General features: G+C 59.2%; 13 protein-coding genes and 1 pseudogene. 5 read left to right on the plus strand and 9 right to left on the minus strand.

Features of this window, described 5'->3' with window-relative positions:
• Nucleotides 1–23: 23 nt before the first annotated feature.
• The 4 genes from AC0L2F_RS33430 to AC0L2F_RS33445 all read right to left on the minus strand — a co-directional run bounded on the left by AC0L2F_RS33430 (nt 24) and on the right by AC0L2F_RS33445 (nt 7,298).
• Nucleotides 24–1,421: a hypothetical protein gene (locus AC0L2F_RS33430; RefSeq protein ID WP_473251276.1), complete on the minus strand. Its 1,398-nt coding sequence runs from the start codon at nt 1,419–1,421 to the stop codon at nt 24–26.
• Nucleotides 1,387–4,227 (minus strand): hypothetical protein, encoded by a 2,841-nt coding sequence (locus AC0L2F_RS33435; RefSeq protein WP_473251277.1) that lies wholly within the window; start codon nt 4,225–4,227, stop codon nt 1,387–1,389. Before AC0L2F_RS33435 ends, AC0L2F_RS33430 begins: the two co-directional genes overlap by 35 nt.
• A 360-nt stretch (nt 4,228–4,587) precedes the next feature.
• Nucleotides 4,588–7,059, minus strand: a complete 2,472-nt coding sequence (locus AC0L2F_RS33440; protein ID WP_473251278.1) for an ATP-binding protein — start codon at nt 7,057–7,059, stop codon at nt 4,588–4,590.
• The gene (locus AC0L2F_RS33445; protein WP_473251279.1) at nt 7,056–7,298 is read right to left on the minus strand and encodes a hypothetical protein; all 243 of its coding nucleotides are present in this window, start codon (nt 7,296–7,298) and stop codon (nt 7,056–7,058) included. The genes AC0L2F_RS33440 and AC0L2F_RS33445 overlap by 4 nt, the downstream gene beginning before the upstream one ends.
• An 836-nt stretch (nt 7,299–8,134) precedes the next feature.
• On the opposite strand from AC0L2F_RS33445, the gene AC0L2F_RS33450 reads away from it, so the two are divergent.
• From AC0L2F_RS33450 to AC0L2F_RS33460, 3 genes are all read left to right on the plus strand, one after another.
• Nucleotides 8,135–8,314 carry a DUF4411 family protein gene (locus AC0L2F_RS33450; RefSeq protein ID WP_473251289.1) on the plus strand — a complete coding sequence of 60 codons (180 nt, stop codon included), beginning with the start codon at nt 8,135–8,137 and terminating at the stop codon, nt 8,312–8,314.
• A gap of 226 nt (nt 8,315–8,540) precedes the next feature.
• Nucleotides 8,541–9,611, plus strand: a complete 1,071-nt coding sequence (locus AC0L2F_RS33455; protein ID WP_473251280.1) for a ComEC/Rec2 family competence protein — start codon at nt 8,541–8,543, stop codon at nt 9,609–9,611.
• 4 nt (nt 9,612–9,615) lie between these two features.
• Nucleotides 9,616–10,407 carry a hypothetical protein gene (locus AC0L2F_RS33460; protein WP_473251281.1) on the plus strand — a complete coding sequence of 264 codons (792 nt, stop codon included), beginning with the start codon at nt 9,616–9,618 and terminating at the stop codon, nt 10,405–10,407.
• 117 nt (nt 10,408–10,524) lie between these two features.
• Here AC0L2F_RS33460 and AC0L2F_RS33465 read toward each other — a convergent pair whose 3' ends face one another.
• The 3 genes from AC0L2F_RS33465 to AC0L2F_RS33475 form a co-directional block, all read right to left on the minus strand.
• Nucleotides 10,525–10,635: a WGR domain-containing protein gene (locus AC0L2F_RS33465; RefSeq protein WP_473251282.1), complete on the minus strand. Its 111-nt coding sequence runs from the start codon at nt 10,633–10,635 to the stop codon at nt 10,525–10,527.
• Between the two features lie 75 nt (nt 10,636–10,710).
• Nucleotides 10,711–11,106: a trypsin-like peptidase domain-containing protein gene (locus AC0L2F_RS33470; protein ID WP_473251283.1), complete on the minus strand. Its 396-nt coding sequence runs from the start codon at nt 11,104–11,106 to the stop codon at nt 10,711–10,713.
• Nucleotides 11,107–11,421: 315 nt separating this feature from the next.
• Nucleotides 11,422–11,661 (minus strand): hypothetical protein, encoded by a 240-nt coding sequence (locus AC0L2F_RS33475; protein WP_473251284.1) that lies wholly within the window; start codon nt 11,659–11,661, stop codon nt 11,422–11,424.
• Between the two features lie 139 nt (nt 11,662–11,800).
• Between AC0L2F_RS33475 and AC0L2F_RS33480 the strand changes: the two genes are divergently transcribed.
• Nucleotides 11,801–12,652, plus strand: a complete 852-nt coding sequence (locus AC0L2F_RS33480; RefSeq protein ID WP_473251285.1) for a hypothetical protein — start codon at nt 11,801–11,803, stop codon at nt 12,650–12,652.
• Here the strand turns inward: AC0L2F_RS33480 and AC0L2F_RS33485 are convergent.
• Both AC0L2F_RS33485 and AC0L2F_RS33490 read right to left on the minus strand, forming a co-directional pair.
• Complete coding sequence (locus AC0L2F_RS33485) at nt 12,649–12,948, minus strand: hypothetical protein (RefSeq protein ID WP_473251286.1); 300 nt, start codon at nt 12,946–12,948, stop codon at nt 12,649–12,651. The two genes, AC0L2F_RS33480 and AC0L2F_RS33485, sit on opposite strands and share 4 nt — an antisense overlap.
• Nucleotides 12,949–13,375: 427 nt before the next feature.
• Nucleotides 13,376–14,274, minus strand: a pseudogene (locus AC0L2F_RS33490) (ArdC family protein).
• A gap of 860 nt (nt 14,275–15,134) precedes the next feature.
• Here AC0L2F_RS33490 and AC0L2F_RS33495 point away from each other — a divergent pair.
• Nucleotides 15,135–15,782 carry a hypothetical protein gene (locus tag AC0L2F_RS33495; RefSeq protein ID WP_473251287.1) on the plus strand — a complete coding sequence of 216 codons (648 nt, stop codon included), beginning with the start codon at nt 15,135–15,137 and terminating at the stop codon, nt 15,780–15,782.
• Nucleotides 15,783–15,885 lie beyond the last annotated feature (103 nt).

Consider the following 15,885-nt stretch of genomic DNA (forward strand, 5'->3'; position numbering starts at 1 on the left):
CTCACCGCCTTTGGCATTCGGGCCTAGCGCGGTTTGGCGCGCAGATCGGCACTATCCGTGCGCATTTGGCCTTCGGGCCAGGCGTCCGGGACAGGGAGCGCATAACCGGTGCCGAGCCCGTCCAGGAGGGCGCCACGTCGCTGCCGCCAAGCCAGCGACGAGGCATGATCTGCAGCCGCAATATCGGCGATCCAGGCGGCCTTGCCATTGTACGACGCCGCCAAAGCGACATCGAAGAGATTTTGATCTGAATGGCAGCACGGCAGGCTTACAAGTTCGTCCCGAAGCGCGGCGAGGGGCGCCGAATCGGGAACGCGAAACACGACATGCAATATCTCGTCCACACCAGCCGGACCGATGTAGCGTGTTGTCACGGTCCTGCGCAGTGCGCGCCACAGCGCGACACCGCGCGTGGGATCTTGAATGAGCAGCGCCTCACACAGCGCAAGGAACGCAGTCTCCGCAAGGCGCACGCGTCTGCGGAAATCCGTATCGATGTCGTCCGAGCCTTCCAGCCAGCGATCGATCATGTCGGATGCATGCTGGATCACAGGAACCAGATCGACGGCATCAATATTGGTGAGATAGAGGCTCGCTCCTGATTGCCTTGCTTCCTCAATGCGGGCTGTTGCGGTCTCTACCGCACGTTGGTGAGCCTTGATGCGCGCATCGGCATCGAGCGCAGCGCGGATCGCTGCTGGGCTACTTCGGTCCTGCGGATCTGGCCTCAGCTGCACGGAAACGAAGAACGGTGTGAATCTCTTCTCCGTCCGGTCGACCGTGAGTGTCGAACCCGGGTCCGGTTCTGCGATTTTATTGGCGGCAAGCACGTGACCGAAGATCTCGGCAGCAAGCCGCACCTCAGTGGGATCGGCGCCGCGGACGCGAGCCGCTTCCAGCAGGCGCCACGGCGCAAGCCGCGGCCCCAACTGGTCAAAGGGCAGAGCCGATTCGGCCCTGATAAGTGCGCCAGTGCCATAGTGGTTGACCCAGACATCAGCCGACGGGCTCCAGGCCCAGGCCTTTGCGGCAAGATATCGCCCAAACCGAGCGGCATCGGCTAGCGTCAGCAACCGAAACAGCACGCCTTCCAGCTCATGATCGGGCTGGTCGATCAAACTTATCAGCCACGACCAAGCGCTGTCGCTAAAGCCGCCCGGGTGAACCGACAAGAGTACGACGAGATCACGCGGCTGCTTGGCAGGCGCCGCGCCGTACCGCGCAATCAGGGTGTCAACGTCCGCCGAGGACGGAGTTCGTATGACCTCGGCAAAATCGGCAGGGATGAATCTGAGATCGGCCGCAATGAGCCTATCGTACTGAGGTTGTACATCATCAAGTGACTGCAGTTCGATCTTGAGCAGCTCGCTGGCCGCGATCGCATCATTATTCTCGTCTGTCTCGTGCGCGCTCAGGCGCAAGGCCTGTGCTGCCTGCGCCTCCGCCGTCCCCGCCAGGATGAAAGCCTCGGTGGCGTGGATGGCGCTCCAATAGCGTGACTCCGCCGGACAGGACGCGAAGCTTTCCATTTTGCGGCGTAGCAAATCGGCGAGAGCGTCCGGAGCGCATCGCGCGAGTGCAGGTTGGAGTTGTTCGAAGAACAATTCTTCCGGCATACGTCTGGCGGTGGAGCTTCGCCACGTCGAAGCCGGCAGCGGCGGAACGCAATTCCTCGACGAATCCGGTTGGCGGCTGAAAGGTTGGATCAAGCCACAGCTCGCCCGTACGCTGCAACCGGGTATGGAGAGGCCGCTCCTTGTCCTCAAGCGCAACATGCGCGTGCCGGCGTTCAAGCGCAAAGAAACTCCGGCTCGGGTTCGGCAAGTAGTCTTTCTCGTAGGTGTAGTGCCGGTCGATGTCCGGGTCGAGACTAGCGGCGCATTCCTCGTCAGCTTCCTGTCCGCTGAGCCAGAGCAGGAGCGCCGCGGCCCGTGCAGGAAGCTGCGGATGAATGCCGGATTCGGGCACGCGCGAGCGGATATCCCCGGACAGGCCGCGCAGGGCAACAGCTGTGGGTTCGGGATCGAGCTCATTCAAGTAGCAAAGCCATTTCAGGCCCTGCCAGCCATCGGCGTGTCCGCGAACCGCCGAAGCAACCGCGATGGCTTCGAAACACGGCATGATCTTCGATAGAGGAAACCCTTCGAGAATCGAAGGCGCCGCGGCCTGCAGCCTGCCATCGTCGCGGTCGACGAGACGAAGCGTAACGCCCAGCACCGTCAATGGCCCGGATGAATCGATCCCGACACGGCCGCGGTAACGCTCCGCACGACGCCGCTCGAAATCGGCGTTTGCGTCCGGCCTGTTGTCAATTTCGCGCGATACGATCAAGAACCAGGCACGGACCCGCGCCACGATCACGGTCAATTGCGCGCCTTCGGTTCGCGGGATGGCACGAAGCGCGTTGATCGCCCACATTCGCGCGGATGCCTGTGCGTGCGCGTCCGACTGTTCCACGGCATCGAGAAGGGCGTCTGGAATGCTCGGTGCCAGGCTCGCAAGCTCTCGGCGGTGGCTATCGGTGACGTTCTGGGTTTGCAGCCACGCCGTGACAAGAACACCTCCGATGCGCGTTGTGAACGGGCCTCCCCGTTCGACAAGGATCGAGACGGCCGCGCGGAGAATTTCTGCGCGCTGATCAAGGCCGGCGATCGGATCCAGCCATTGCGTGACCTCGGCTTCGGCCGCAGCGAAGGTCGCACCATCCATTGCATCGAGATGTGCAAGCAGCGCGGCCCCGAGCGCGTGAGCTACGACGGTCGGACTGAGCTGCATTGCGCCCGAGGGTCCCGGCCGTGCAAAGCGACCGTCAATGATGTCGCTCAGCCGGGCATACACCTCCCGCTGGGAGAGATCGGGCCGGCTTGCCGTTTCGCCGAGGCTCTTGAGCGAGAATTCCTGAATACCGCCGCGGTAGCGTCCGGCGACTTCAGCAAGCCATGCACGCCACTCATTTTCGCTGAAGGATTTGCCGGCGCGATCACCGAAGGTGTCCCGCCCATATTCCCACAACAGCCGATGGACGGTGACCTGGCCTGCCTCCACGAGCCGATCGCGAAAGCGGATGACAAGCTTGAACAAGCGCGGCGTGCGGGCAAGTTCGATGAGGTCGGGATGTAAATCTGTCTGAGCAAGTTTCTCGAAAGCAAGCATCTGGTCGAGCTCGCCGCCTGAAGCAGTATCATAGACGTCGACGGCGACGGGCGCTGCCGCAACGACAAGCCCGCGAAGACCCGAGAGCTTGTCTTCAAAATGATATCTGCGCGTGCTGATGATCACGCGTACCCGCCCCTCGAAGGCCACGCCCTGGATGGCCTTGAGGAGCGTCAGCCAAGGAACCGAGGGCTCCTGATTGAGGCCGTCGAACAGCACGGTAAAAACGGGCCCCTCTTCCCTCGGCCGTTTGAGCAGATAGGCAAGCCGACGCAACCAATGCTCGGGATCGCGCGTTCCGGTAAGCTCGCAGAGCCGCTCGGCCAAAAAACGCTTGATGGTCGATTCCGAGATCCCGGTCAGACCGGCAAGCGCGGAGGAGGGAACGGTGAGGACAATCGGCTGTTCGCGCACCCGGTCGGTCAGCCAATCGAGCGCGGCCCACGTCTTCCCGACGCCGTCCCACCCGATAATCGCCGCCGGCGCGTCGCTAACGGCAGCACCCCGCCACCAGGCATCCAGCGCATCATTAACCCGCTGGCGCCGAACCCTCTTTTGCTGAGCACCTCCTGCTGCATCCTGCCCCAGTTCGGCGTTCGAAACGCGATGCGAGGTCCAGATGTCCCGCAGCTTGCGGCGCGATTCGGATCGCAGGCTTTCGAAGCCCAGGGACCAGACCTGCAGATTTCGGCGCAGGCTAGCGATGGCCTCACCCATGGCAGGTTGCAGGTGACGTGCATGATTGCCAGCTTCTTGGGAGAACTCGGCTTGCACGAGATCCGGGCCAAATGCGCACAAGGCAGCGAGCGGCGCGGGATCATGGTCCTTCCAGTCGATGACGATAACGGGAATGCCAAGCCGTTCGCCCTTTTGCACCAGGTCCTGGGCGAGCTGCTCGGGAACGCTGCGCGTCGCAATCAGGACCCATGCTTCCAGCGCCTCGTCGCGCGCCAGCGCGTGATCGATTTCGCCAAGGAGTTCGCGATCGCTCAGGCTGGTGTCGTCGCCATATTTCTTTGCACTCCAAGCGGAACCGGCGATCCTGCTGGCCGACCGTGCCCGCATCGCCACCATGTTGAAAACCTGACTTGGCCACCGCAATCGAAATGCCGAGCAACCGGCCCACAAGTCCGGCCGCGAGATTTTCCAGCTTGTGCGCGTTCTTCTCGGCCTGAAACGCAGATTTCAGTTGGCTCTGATGGGAAAGCTCTTCGAGGGTGAGTGGCATGAGTGATCGGTTGCAACGAATGGGACTTGCGAGACGCGTACTTGGAATTGTGCTCAGGGCGCGATCATATTCTAAGCGCCAGGCCTGAGCCCCGTCGAAGGCAGTAAGTGTTGGCGGCGAGGACACGCTAACTTTCCTCGACGGTCGATGTCATAACAAGTCGCGCCACGATGATCTTACGGCCGGCTCGAGCCGCCCTACCATTCTCACATCCTCTGGCTAAGAGACCGGTAGTAGCGGTATTGGCTCGAGCCTGCCGGATGCTCGAACTGAAAGCAACCCGCGAAATTCTCGATTGCCTGCATGACTCCTTTCAGGGACGGTGCCGTGAAGGCATGGGTCTGTCCGGTCGACCAATGCGAGAGGTAATTGCTGACGATGGTTGCCACCGAGGTGTTGAGGCCGGCGAGTTGGGCAGGCTCCAGAACCAGGCGGCGAGCCGCATCATGGAGTTCGACGGCTGCTTTGATGGCGTCGATCAGGTTTTTCGCCATGTGCTTGTCGTCATTGAAGGCAATGCTGATAGGCACGGGAATGCCGACTCTGGAGATGACCTCCTCGAGTTTGAATTCGAGGTACTGTCTGATCCGGGGAGCGGCATCATCGGTGTTTCCGGTATCCAGAAAGGCGTGAGTCGCATCGCGGATCTTATGGATTGCGCCCGACTGCGGCAGTACCGATGTGCGTGCCGTGCCCTGAATGCACTGATGCCACCAGCCGCCGTCATTGGCGTTTGTGTTGAACAGCTTCTCGAGCACGGTATCGTGGCTGAGAAGGATGACCTGCGGGCCATCGGGGATTCCGGGCCGGGCGAATTGTCCTTTGATCACGTTCATCAGATGGAACTGGTGTCCGGAATCAAAGCTCGATGTGACGTCATCGAGAATCAGGAACTTGGCGCCCCCGCCATAAAGCGAGGCGGCCGCCAGATAGACGCTGATCGCGAAGGCGTTGCGATAGCTCTCGGAGAGAACGGCCTGGGCTGAGATGTCCGGCAGTGTCCAGAACTGCGCCAGCGCGATGGACAGATCCTCGCTGCCGGCGCGCTTCCTTAGGGACGGCACGACATCGGTGTACATGATCGCTGCGAAGATATTTCGGCTGACCGGTTCGATCGCGGCGAGCCTACGCGCGCTTGCCGCGGACTCGGCACTTGCGAAGCATGAGCCGGCCGTGTCAAGGAAGCTCTTGACCCGAGCAATTCGCGCAAGCTCTGCCGCGATGGCAGATTGCTCTCTCAGCGCGGCGCGCAAGTCCGACAAATTGCTCTGGAGGCGGCGTGCAGCTTCAGCCTTCTCCACCACAGCGGTGAGCTTTTCGGGAAGGCTCTTTTCCAGGGCGAGTTTCCTGCCGGTCAACTCTTTGACATTGGCGACCGCGCGCTCGCTGAGCGTCCTCAGCCATTCGGAAAGCGCGCGTGCGCGCGTCCCGTCCAGCGCGCCCTTCAGGCCGGCATCCTTTGCCTCGGCGAGCTGGGCCTGCTCATCGTCCTGGCGGCCCAAGCGTTCCAGCTCGTCAAGCTGATTCCAGCCTTGTTCGGTCCACTCGCGAGCCAGATTGGCAGAAGCCGTCTCCACGGCTTCAAACGCCGCGTTCTTGTCGCGAACCTGGTCGAGAATCGAATCGGGGCCGGATCGATCACATGTCGGGCAGAGGCACTTGTCCGCCCAACTGTCATCGGCAAGGATGGTTTCGCTGAGGCCATAGAGCTGGCGAAACAGATCTCCTTGCGTAAGTGTCAAGGCCGTGTCGCGAGCATCGGCCAATTCCACGAGGCGCTTAGCATGCTGTTCGCATGGCGCGGCTTTCACGGCCTCTGACCACATCGCCTCGTCGCGCAGGATTTTCGCAAGTTCTGCCCTTGCCTCACCTCCCTCAGCAGCTTTCGCTGCATCAACGCAGCTCGAAGGATCGATCTGCTCGAATGTCCGCCCATCGCAGAGAGGCTTGAGCAGTTCGATGCCACTGAGGGCGGAATGCGCTTTCGCTAGCATCGTCGCCTCGGCTTCGGCCGGATCGTACTCGTCGCCGACCAGCGCTGTGAAGGCCTCCTTGATATTGGCTCGGGCCCGCAGGACGGAGACGGCCGCACTGTTTTTCTTGGCTTCCTTGCCGGCGAGGCCAAAGTGATTGTTGAATGCCCTCGTGTTTGTCAGCGAGGCCAACCCTTGTCGCAGCGACGAGTAACGCTTCAGCCCCAGCAGCCCCGCGAAGGACCGGCCGCGCTTCTGGGGCGCAAGATCGATAAAGTCCTGAAATGTCTTTCCATCGAGAAGGACAAACTCGCGATTGAGGTCCGCCAGGATCGCATTTCCGTCTGCACCTGTGCTAGCCGCAACGGTTCGCGCGCCGGCGGCATCGCGCCGGACGGTCACATCGACGTCGGCGCCGCCACCGGCAGGCACAAGGGTCAGGGTGATCGTTCCCAGACCACCCGCATGGAAGCGGTTCAGATAGTAAGACGAGCCTTTTTCGGTCGCGGGTAGATCATCGAGTTTGGGAATTCGGCCGGTGATCGCGTAGACCACCGCATCAAAGATCGATGTTTTTCCCACTCCGTTTGGCGCGGAGATGGAGTTGACGCAATCCGTCTTGAGTTTGAGGACGAGAGGCGCCCCCTCGTTGTTGATGCCACGAAAGCCTTCGATGGACACCTTCTGAAGATACCAGCCGCTCATCGTGCAGGACTTTCCTCAGAGGCGGTCTGCTGGGGTTCGACAGGCGAGGTCGCCGCATACAAGGCGTCCAGGAGCGCATCGTGATCGAGAGCGATGTCCAGGCTGAGGTTTGACAGTGCCCCCGACAGGACGTCTGCCAGGGGATCGTCGATCCGCTTGAGCGCGGTCGAGAGCGCCGACAAGTTTTCATCAACGGTTCTGCTGTCATCGATTTCGAACACAATCCCAATATTCGCCACTATGCTCCCCCAGGCACACAATCTTCGACGCTCCTCAACCCGGAAACGCAAATGATCGTTTTGCTATTGCATTCGTGCACGCAAGTGGTACGGATTCGGCCCCATATTCAACACGCCTAACGCGTTATCCACTTCGCAGACCGCGCCCCTTTGGTATTTCGTACAGAACTAAGCTTGAGCGACCTCCTCAGTCGCGGGAGCCGCGTTCTAAAGCGACCGGGCCGTCTATTCTGCGAAATGCGGCACCGGCTTCGAGCGCCGCGCCGCAACCTCCAACCCGGAAGTGGCGAGCCCGACCAAGCGCCTTGCTCACGCGACGGCAACGCCCCATTTTCTCTCCTTTTCGGCCGATGAGCCCGCGCGCGGAGACTTCATCCTCATCACCCCAAGAGCCAGCCGCTTCTTCCGTCGAACCCGCAAGATCGGAATGCAAGTACCTCACCGGAAGATGCCGAGTTACTTTCCAGCCCTGACAATCTGGACGTCGAGGCTGCACCGCCGGCTTGGGCTCGAGGAAAATAGGCCTGCAGAAACCGCTCGGCGCCTCGAGCATCATCTGTTCGCCGGTGGATCTGGTTCCCTGGAAAACATTTTGTCCCTGTTCCGCTTCAAGGACGCTTTGCTGAATTCGCCATCAAGTACACGTAATTCTTGTCGTGTCCTCTCCGAACACGACCGAGAAGCGACCCCCGTTGGGATCTTGACGCACCGCTGGACTTGCCGATCGTCCCGAGACTATCCGCCTCAGCGAGACGACCAGATGCTCGATAGCCTCGGCGCGGGCAGGCGCCATCACCAGCACAAGCGCGGCCTGCCGGTCGAGCTCAGCCTGCAGGATCCCGGCGTATCTTTGCCGATCCGCAAGGGAGTTCGGATACACGGTGATCACCGAAGAAACTGGAAAGGGCAGACTCGGCAAGATCCCCGGCGTCTGCAATGCCATCAAGGTCGCCTGCATCAACCTGATGCAGGCGATCGACGCCGAGGGTTGGGTGCTGAGCCGAGCGAGCCGTTAGTCTGTTCGCGACTCAGACAGAAGCTCTGTCCTATCCGACTCGAATAATAAGATTCGGAAACGCGTCAAGCGATAAAAATTAGAAAAAAACTGTCATACAACCTTGCGCGGTTCCGCCCAGTTCCCACATGCCCAGCAAGCGGTGGGGCGACCCGCCAAGCTTCCGAAGTGCCAAGGTTAATCAACGGCCTGCCCGTAAGGCGGCGCCGAACGTAGGAGTGTGCCTGGTGCCATTTGAGATCGATTTTCTTCGCGCCGGAGACAGCAACGGCGACGCCATCATCGTCAAATACGGCGACACCAAAGACGGCGACTTTTACCTCCACCTGATCGACGGCGGGTTTACAGATACCGGCGATCAGATCATCGACCATATTAAAGAGTACTACGCCAAGAAGGCTAAGCTCGCCAACGTGGTGTTGTCGCACGCTGACAATGACCATGCCACGGGTCTCATCAAGGTGCTCGAACATGAAGACTTCACGGTCCTGAACCTCTGGATGAACCGGCCCTGGGATTACGTTGACGACGTGATCGACAGCTTCCACGGCAAATACACGCGTGACGGACTGATCAAGAAGATGCGCGATATGCATCCCTACCTCGTCGAAATGGAGAAGATCGCGGCAAAGCGCGGCATTTCCGTTAGGGCACCTCTACAAGGCGCGAAGATCGGGCCGTTTACCGTGCTCGCGCCCAGCCGCGAGCGCTACATCAAGCTGATACCCGACCTGGATAAAACACCGCAGTCGTACGCGAGCGAATCAAAAGGGATATTTGGTTCTCTCATCAAGTCCGTAACCGACGTCGCGGAGAAGGTGTTGGAACGCCTGGACTACGAGACGCTCGATGACCATCCTCCGTCCACTTCTGCCTCCAACGAGACCTCAGTGGTCCAGTGGGGCTCCTTCGGCGAAGAGCGCATATTGCTGACCGCAGACGTCGGGCCGGAAGGCCTGGCTGAGGCGGCCGACTATGTCGAGTCCATCAGCTTATTCACACAGCCGACGCTCGTGCAGATCCCCCACCACGGTAGCCGCCGCAACGTGACACCGACGGTGCTCAACCGCTGGCTTGGTAAATATCCGGCTCAAGGTCAGGGGTACGCCGTCGCATCGGTCGGTAAAAACGAAGGGATCTATCCGCGAACCAAAGTTGCCAACGCGTTCACCAGTCGTGGTTACGAGGTGAGCGCGACCCACAAGGGCTGGATCAACCTCGTGCGCGGCTACGACCGCAGGCCAGGCGTCTCGAACGCCTATGTTATCCCGTTTAAGGCGGTCGTGGACGATGAATAGGTTCTTGCCCAATTTCGACAAGTATACCCTCTATGCGCGTCTGTTTCCGGCCATTATTGCGGCGGCTCCGGCGCTCGCGCTTGCCTGGGTCATTATTGCCGGCAAGGAAGTCAGGCTAGTACAGGCAATTGCCGGCACCGCCCTGACAGTGCTCTTGATGGTGCTCGCAGACGTTGCCAGGCGGCGAGGTAAGGCGATCGAGCCCCGCCTCATCATGGAGATGGGCGGACTTCCCAGCATAACGATGCTCCGCCACAGCGACGTCAGTTTCGACGCGGCAACTAAAGCACGCATGCACGCTTTCTTGGCGTCAAAACTGTCAGGAGCAGCTCCAACAGCAGCGCAGGAAGCGGCAGATCCTGAGGCGGCTGATGGCTTCTATAAGCGCGCCGGGGATTGGCTCCGCGAAAACACGCGTAACAAGAAGAAATTTGAGATCCTCTTCAACGAGAATGTCACTTACGGATACCGACGTAACCTTTATGCGCTTAAGTGGCCTGCCCTCGCGCTCAACGTGGTGATTGTGGCGGGATGTTTGGCTTATCTGCTCTATCCATGGCCGACTCAGACGGTTCTTGATGTCATGCCGGTCTTCGTCATCGCCCTCCTGCATGCCGCCTACTTGGCGATTTTTTCAACAAAAACAGCGGTTGAGGAAGCGTCGCGGACCTATGCCCGTCAGCTGCTGCTCAGCACCGAGACCTCCATCCTGAGGAAGTCCGATCCCTCCCCATCGCCAAAGTCCAGCAGAGCCAAGAGCAAATCGGCCAAAACTGACAGCGCCTCGGCGGCTTAATAAAAGCGGCTTAGCGATAGCCCCGCTTCAATCGTCGAGTCCAACTTATCGCCATCGAGATCAGCGGTTCCTCGTATTGCATGATCGCCAGACGGTGCCAGCTCGACCGATGCGGCCTCACCCGCGCACGAATGACCATTCACCGAACAGGGTCGGCTGCATATCCAGCTGATAAAACCGTGCCATACCGCGGTGATCATCGATGCGGGTGAGCATGATTGCAGTCATGCGATTTTCTCCTCTTCTTGTTGTTTAACTTGTAGGGGCGCGGATTACGCCTTACCGCATGCATGAATGCAAGCACTATTGAAAAATGCCGATAGTCGCTGTCAGCGACTTCGCCGACTCAATGGGCACAACAACCGCAGTAGATGTCGTCCCGGGCGGAGCGATAGCGATTCCCATCACTTGTCCATGGCTGTCGAAAATCGGACCTCCAGAAAATCCAGGCGACAAGCCGGAGTTCAGAGGCACCTGCCCACTTGGCGTCTTTGCCGAAGCGAGTGCTCCCTTTGTGACTGCGAAACCTTGACTTGTTGGGAAACCAAACGCAGCTACGGGATCGCCTGAAGCGATTGTCCCGTGAGATAGCTTCGCTGGCGTGTAGCCTCCGGGCATTTTGATCAGCGCCACATCGTTCTGTTTATCTAGATTTACTAGAGTTGCTAGCTTAGGTGGTGCTGAGGAGCCCAGCCGCACCAAAATTCAAATATTTGGACAGCTCTCGCTGCCAAATAGATGCGCGGCAGTTAGTGCGTATCCATCTTTGGATAGCAAGAAGAAAGTCCCTTCTGCTTTCTCCATTCGGTCACTTCGGGTGCACTGAACTTCAATCTTCCCGACTGCGCTGCCAAATTCCTTATATAGGCCTGTCAGGGACGAATTCGCTTCTGGAGAGTCGGCTGCAATACTCGTCAATGCTGCACGAGCGCCGTCGTCGAAGTATCCAGCTGTGAGATCCGCTTGCGGACGCTGTCCGAGCGACGATTTTGCCTTGAGGAGATCTTTAGCTATTCACGACGCTGGCGCGCCTTCATCAAGAGCGGCTTTATAAGCCGGAACGGCGACTGAAACCTCGCCGGCTTCTTGTGTTGCTGTCCCGAGAGTCGCCCAAGACTCTGCTTTTAATTTTCCTTGCGGAGCATATCGCACCGCGGCAGCGGCGAAGGACGTCGCTTTGTTAAGGTCGTGCTTTTTTCCGCTAATCAGCGAACGTGCCACCAAGGTGTCTGCGACCCCCTTGACGGTGAACATGATCGGCTCGTCGTAGCAGCCAATGAACGTCGAGCCCTATGCCGTTATCGACGACAATGGTCACGCGCGTCAGGCAAAAACGCACTGACAGAATGCTCTTCGCTATTGACCCGCTCGGCCCGTTCTGCACACTCCAGCCATGTCGGACGACGACCGAAATGACATCCCATTTGACCCTGCGCTCGGAGCGATCGAGCCGCAGGCCGGCTTGCTGACCGCGCCGCCCAACGGCCAGCGTCTCTACAAGATCATGACGGTCGAGAACCTACTCCGGTCGGTGAGCGGTCGGTATCTCTATTTCAACCGGGTCGATAGCTACAAGGATTTCCCGAACGCCGATCAGCACGACGGCGAGCAATTGCGCCAGGATCGTGCCGCCAATACGGCGGCTCGGTTCGAAAAAGCTCCCGACTTCTCGGGAGCGGATTACTACGACCGATCCCGGAACCGGACTTATGCGTGCTGCTTCTCGCTGGAGAGCTCCGACCATATATGGAGCGAGTATGGGAATGGCAGCGAACGTGGAAAGGTTGGCGTGGCCTTCGATTTCACGAAACTGCGCGCCATTATCAACGAGACCATGAAGAATGGGAATGGTCTCGAATACCAGGGCGCCCGCTGCAAGCAGATCCTTTCCGTAAACTATGGCATCGTGGAGTACATGCCATGGGATACGGCACGAGAAACTATCGGGCGGATGCCCAACCCCATCCGGTACACGTACATCAAGGACGAAAGCTTCGCCAAAGAGCGCGAGATGCGTATTGCACTTTCGGCGCTTGGCATAGGGCACTATGTTTTGGCCGACGGCTCAAAAATGGAATTTCCTCCCGGCCTTCAGCTTGGTTTTGATTTTCGGCAAGCCATGGCTGATGGCACTGTCACAGAGATCTTTCCCGGTCCCGGCTGTGATCTCGATTTCCTCCGCGATGAACTTGCAAAGCTTGCCATCAAGGCGGTGGATAGCGACGGCGTAGACGGCGCGGCCTAAACGTCGGCCGGAAAATCTAGCGGCACCTCGCCACGACTGTGCGTCCCGATCCATAGGTCTTGCTCGGGCGCTGGTTTCTTCAGACCGCGCTGTTCCAGCGATTCGGCAGGCGTCTCTTGCAGGCCGCAGAATGCGCTTATCCGGTGATTGCCGTCGATAATACTCAGTCCGTCGGGGAGCCTCATAGCAATCAGGGGCTTTTCGAACTCGCCGTTTTTCATCAGGTAATCGGCGCCTTTCTTGAACCGCTTCCCTGTCTCCTCATCGATGGTGCCGCTCGCTTTCTCCATCAGCATCTGCGCCGCAATGGCCTTGGTACCCTGACAAAGATTTGAAAAGCCGCAGTCTGTCTTTTCGCGCTTCCAGCTAACCTCACGCCACCATGAAAGCGGTCTGAATCCGAGAATAGCCGCCCACGCGTGACTGCCGAGCGGCTCCGGCGGAGGCCAACCCGTATCACCGCGGTTCGCAAGGTAGAACAGCCACGATTCAATGACTTCGTTCGGCCAATGCGGAAGGTCACGCTTGATGTCGGCCAGAGAAACCTCTGGCGGTCACCACTTCTTCCTCAAAATCTCGGCGAGTTCTATGGCTTCGAGCATCGTTAGGTTCGATAATGCTTCCGCAAGCTTCGGCACGTCAGCCATGGCTGAATTGCTTCCTTTCTGGCCCGTTGCCGAACATAGCATATGTTCGGCAACGGGCCAGATCAGGCTATCGGACTCATGCCGCCACCACCTCCGCGACGGGTGTCTGCAATCCATGCAGAAACTCCGTCGCCCGCTGCGCGTGCGAGGCGGCAGTAAAATCGCCCGCTTGTCGTTCTTCAAGACCTTAATCCATGACGAGATATAGGCGGCGTGGTCGTCGCGTAGCTCGGGCGTCAGCGCGAGGTCGGCGGACAGAAAGGCCGCGCCAAGCTCGGCGACGAGTTCTTCCATGGCATAACCTTCATCGCCAAATCGCTTGCGGCCAAATTCACGGTTGAGGCGACTTTCGTGCCGAGTCCAATGAACCGTTTCGTGGGCGCGCACAGCGTAATAGCTGACCGCGTCGCGGAAGAAATCGATACAAGGCATATGGATGTTGTCGGTCGATGGCACATAGCAGGCTCGGCTACCGCCATGAATGACGTTCGCGCCCGTTCCCGCAAGGAAACTCTCGGCATACGCGATGCGCTCAACGCTGCCCAACGGGGCCTGCGGTTTGCCGTAATAGCGTTCGGGCAATCCTTCGATTTGCTCGATATTAAAAACGGTGTAGCCCTTCATGAAGGGGATCGCGTGTTCGCTCTCCTCGCCGGTACGTTCGTCCGTCTCTGTGCGGATTATCTTGTCCGCGTACCTGACAAGACTGCCTTGCTCGCCTTTGCGAACATGCGCCTTCAATTCCAACGCCTGCTTGAAGGTCATCCAGATCGGCGCAGCGTAGCCCTTCTCCATGGCTGCCGACCACAGCATCAGGACATTGATGCCCTGATAGGGAACGCCATTCCCTCGCAACGGCCGCGTGATGCGTCCGGCGGCATGCTCGACCTTCCACCGCTGGTGCCAAGGCCTGACACCATTCTCTAATGCCGAAACGATCTGATTGGTGATCTTCTCATAAACATCGGTTCTCATCTTTCTCTCCTAGTTTGCCGGTTGCACATGCAACCGGCGCTAGGCGAGCGCCGATGAGCGGGCGTTGGCCGTCACAGGCCGGAAAACGAGCGGAGTGGTGCGGGCCGGAGCCCCCTCCTTTTGGGGGCGACTACACGGTCCGCCGTTTTCCGCCCCCATTCTTCATGGGGGCTTGGCCTTGACGGTCTGGGGGCTACAAGCCCCAACTTTCTAGTGAAGGAAGTCAGCCTTAGGCTGTCCTTTCTCTTTCCATTTGAAGAGAGATGCAGATTTGCTAGCTTGAGATATGTCTACGGATCTAAGCAAACGCGCCGTTGCAGCCCTGCAAGTCGCGCTCAAGAGACCCACGGTTACTCCGGCTGCGGTCGCAAAGCTGGACTACATCACGATTCTTGCTCAACCGGGTATCGGGACAAAGACGATGAACGAGATCGAAGTCTGGCTTGCTCGTCACAGTTTGAATTTTCAACGGCCGAGACGACGATCGGCGGAGATTCTGCGAGAGATGCAGCTCAAGACTCGGTCGCATCGCGCGGCCTCAGTTCGTAGTCTTCCCAACGAGAGAGCGCACCCGAAGAGCGTCAGCATAGCGCCGCCCCCTAGCGGGACGCGAGACGAGTGCGGCCTCGAGACCGGTTAAAAGGGCACCCGGACAGGGGCAGTGATAGCGACGCCGGAATGCTTCATGACGGCGGGATCCTGGGCCGAGTGCCCCCGGCGAGGGGTACATTATTTCTTGCGAGGGATCGTCACCGGAGGCCAAGACGCTTTGCGGCTTGAGGCGCTTGCGCCTAGAGCCCGGTCCGACTTCGCCGGATGCGCCTCTGTGCTACAACCGATGCGAACGGGGGATACATGACATGACTGACGAAGTTGCTGACGAGAATGGACGTGTGCCTATCCCGAGGGAAGAATGGGACTCCTACGTGACGCGCGTAACCCAGGAGATGCAGGAATTCACGAAACAATTCGCAACGCCGATATCAAAGGTGATCGATTACGATAACGGCGAAGCCTGGGGAACAGGCTACTACATCGAGCTATGCCGGCAGCGCTACCTCCTGACCAACAAACACGTTGCCCGAGCCCTGACTCAAAACTCCCTCGGACACCAGTTCCTCGATAATGAGGACGTCTATCGCGCGACGAATCCGTTCCACGCCTGCGAGTGGCCCTTCGACGTGGCCGCAAGTCTTATCGATCCGCAGGTTTGGACGACCAAGCCGCATAAAAGCGCGCCAATCCCGGAAGATAAGTGGGCGCTTGCGCATGCGCCGGTCGATGGGGAAATCCTGTTCCTGAAAGGATTCAGCGGGTCGCAATCCGCTTTCTCTTCGGGACTTTGTTCAACAACGCAACGTCTTTCAGCTCCCAGCAAATTCCACTTCCAGCCGATGACTCGCGGTTTGATCCCCGTTTTCACTTCGCCGTGGACTACCGGCCTGATCGCGCAACGCCTTTGGACGGGCGCGACCTCCCGAATCCGCCGGGCTTCAGCGGTTCGCTGATCTGGAATACGCGATTTGTCGAATGCGTGACCTGCCCCTGCCGATTTCCTCCAGTTGAAGTTAGAGTCCGGCCTTCTGAAGGACGGACAAATGAAGCGAGCCA

This window comes from Bradyrhizobium sp. Ken64 (assembly GCF_055807555.1).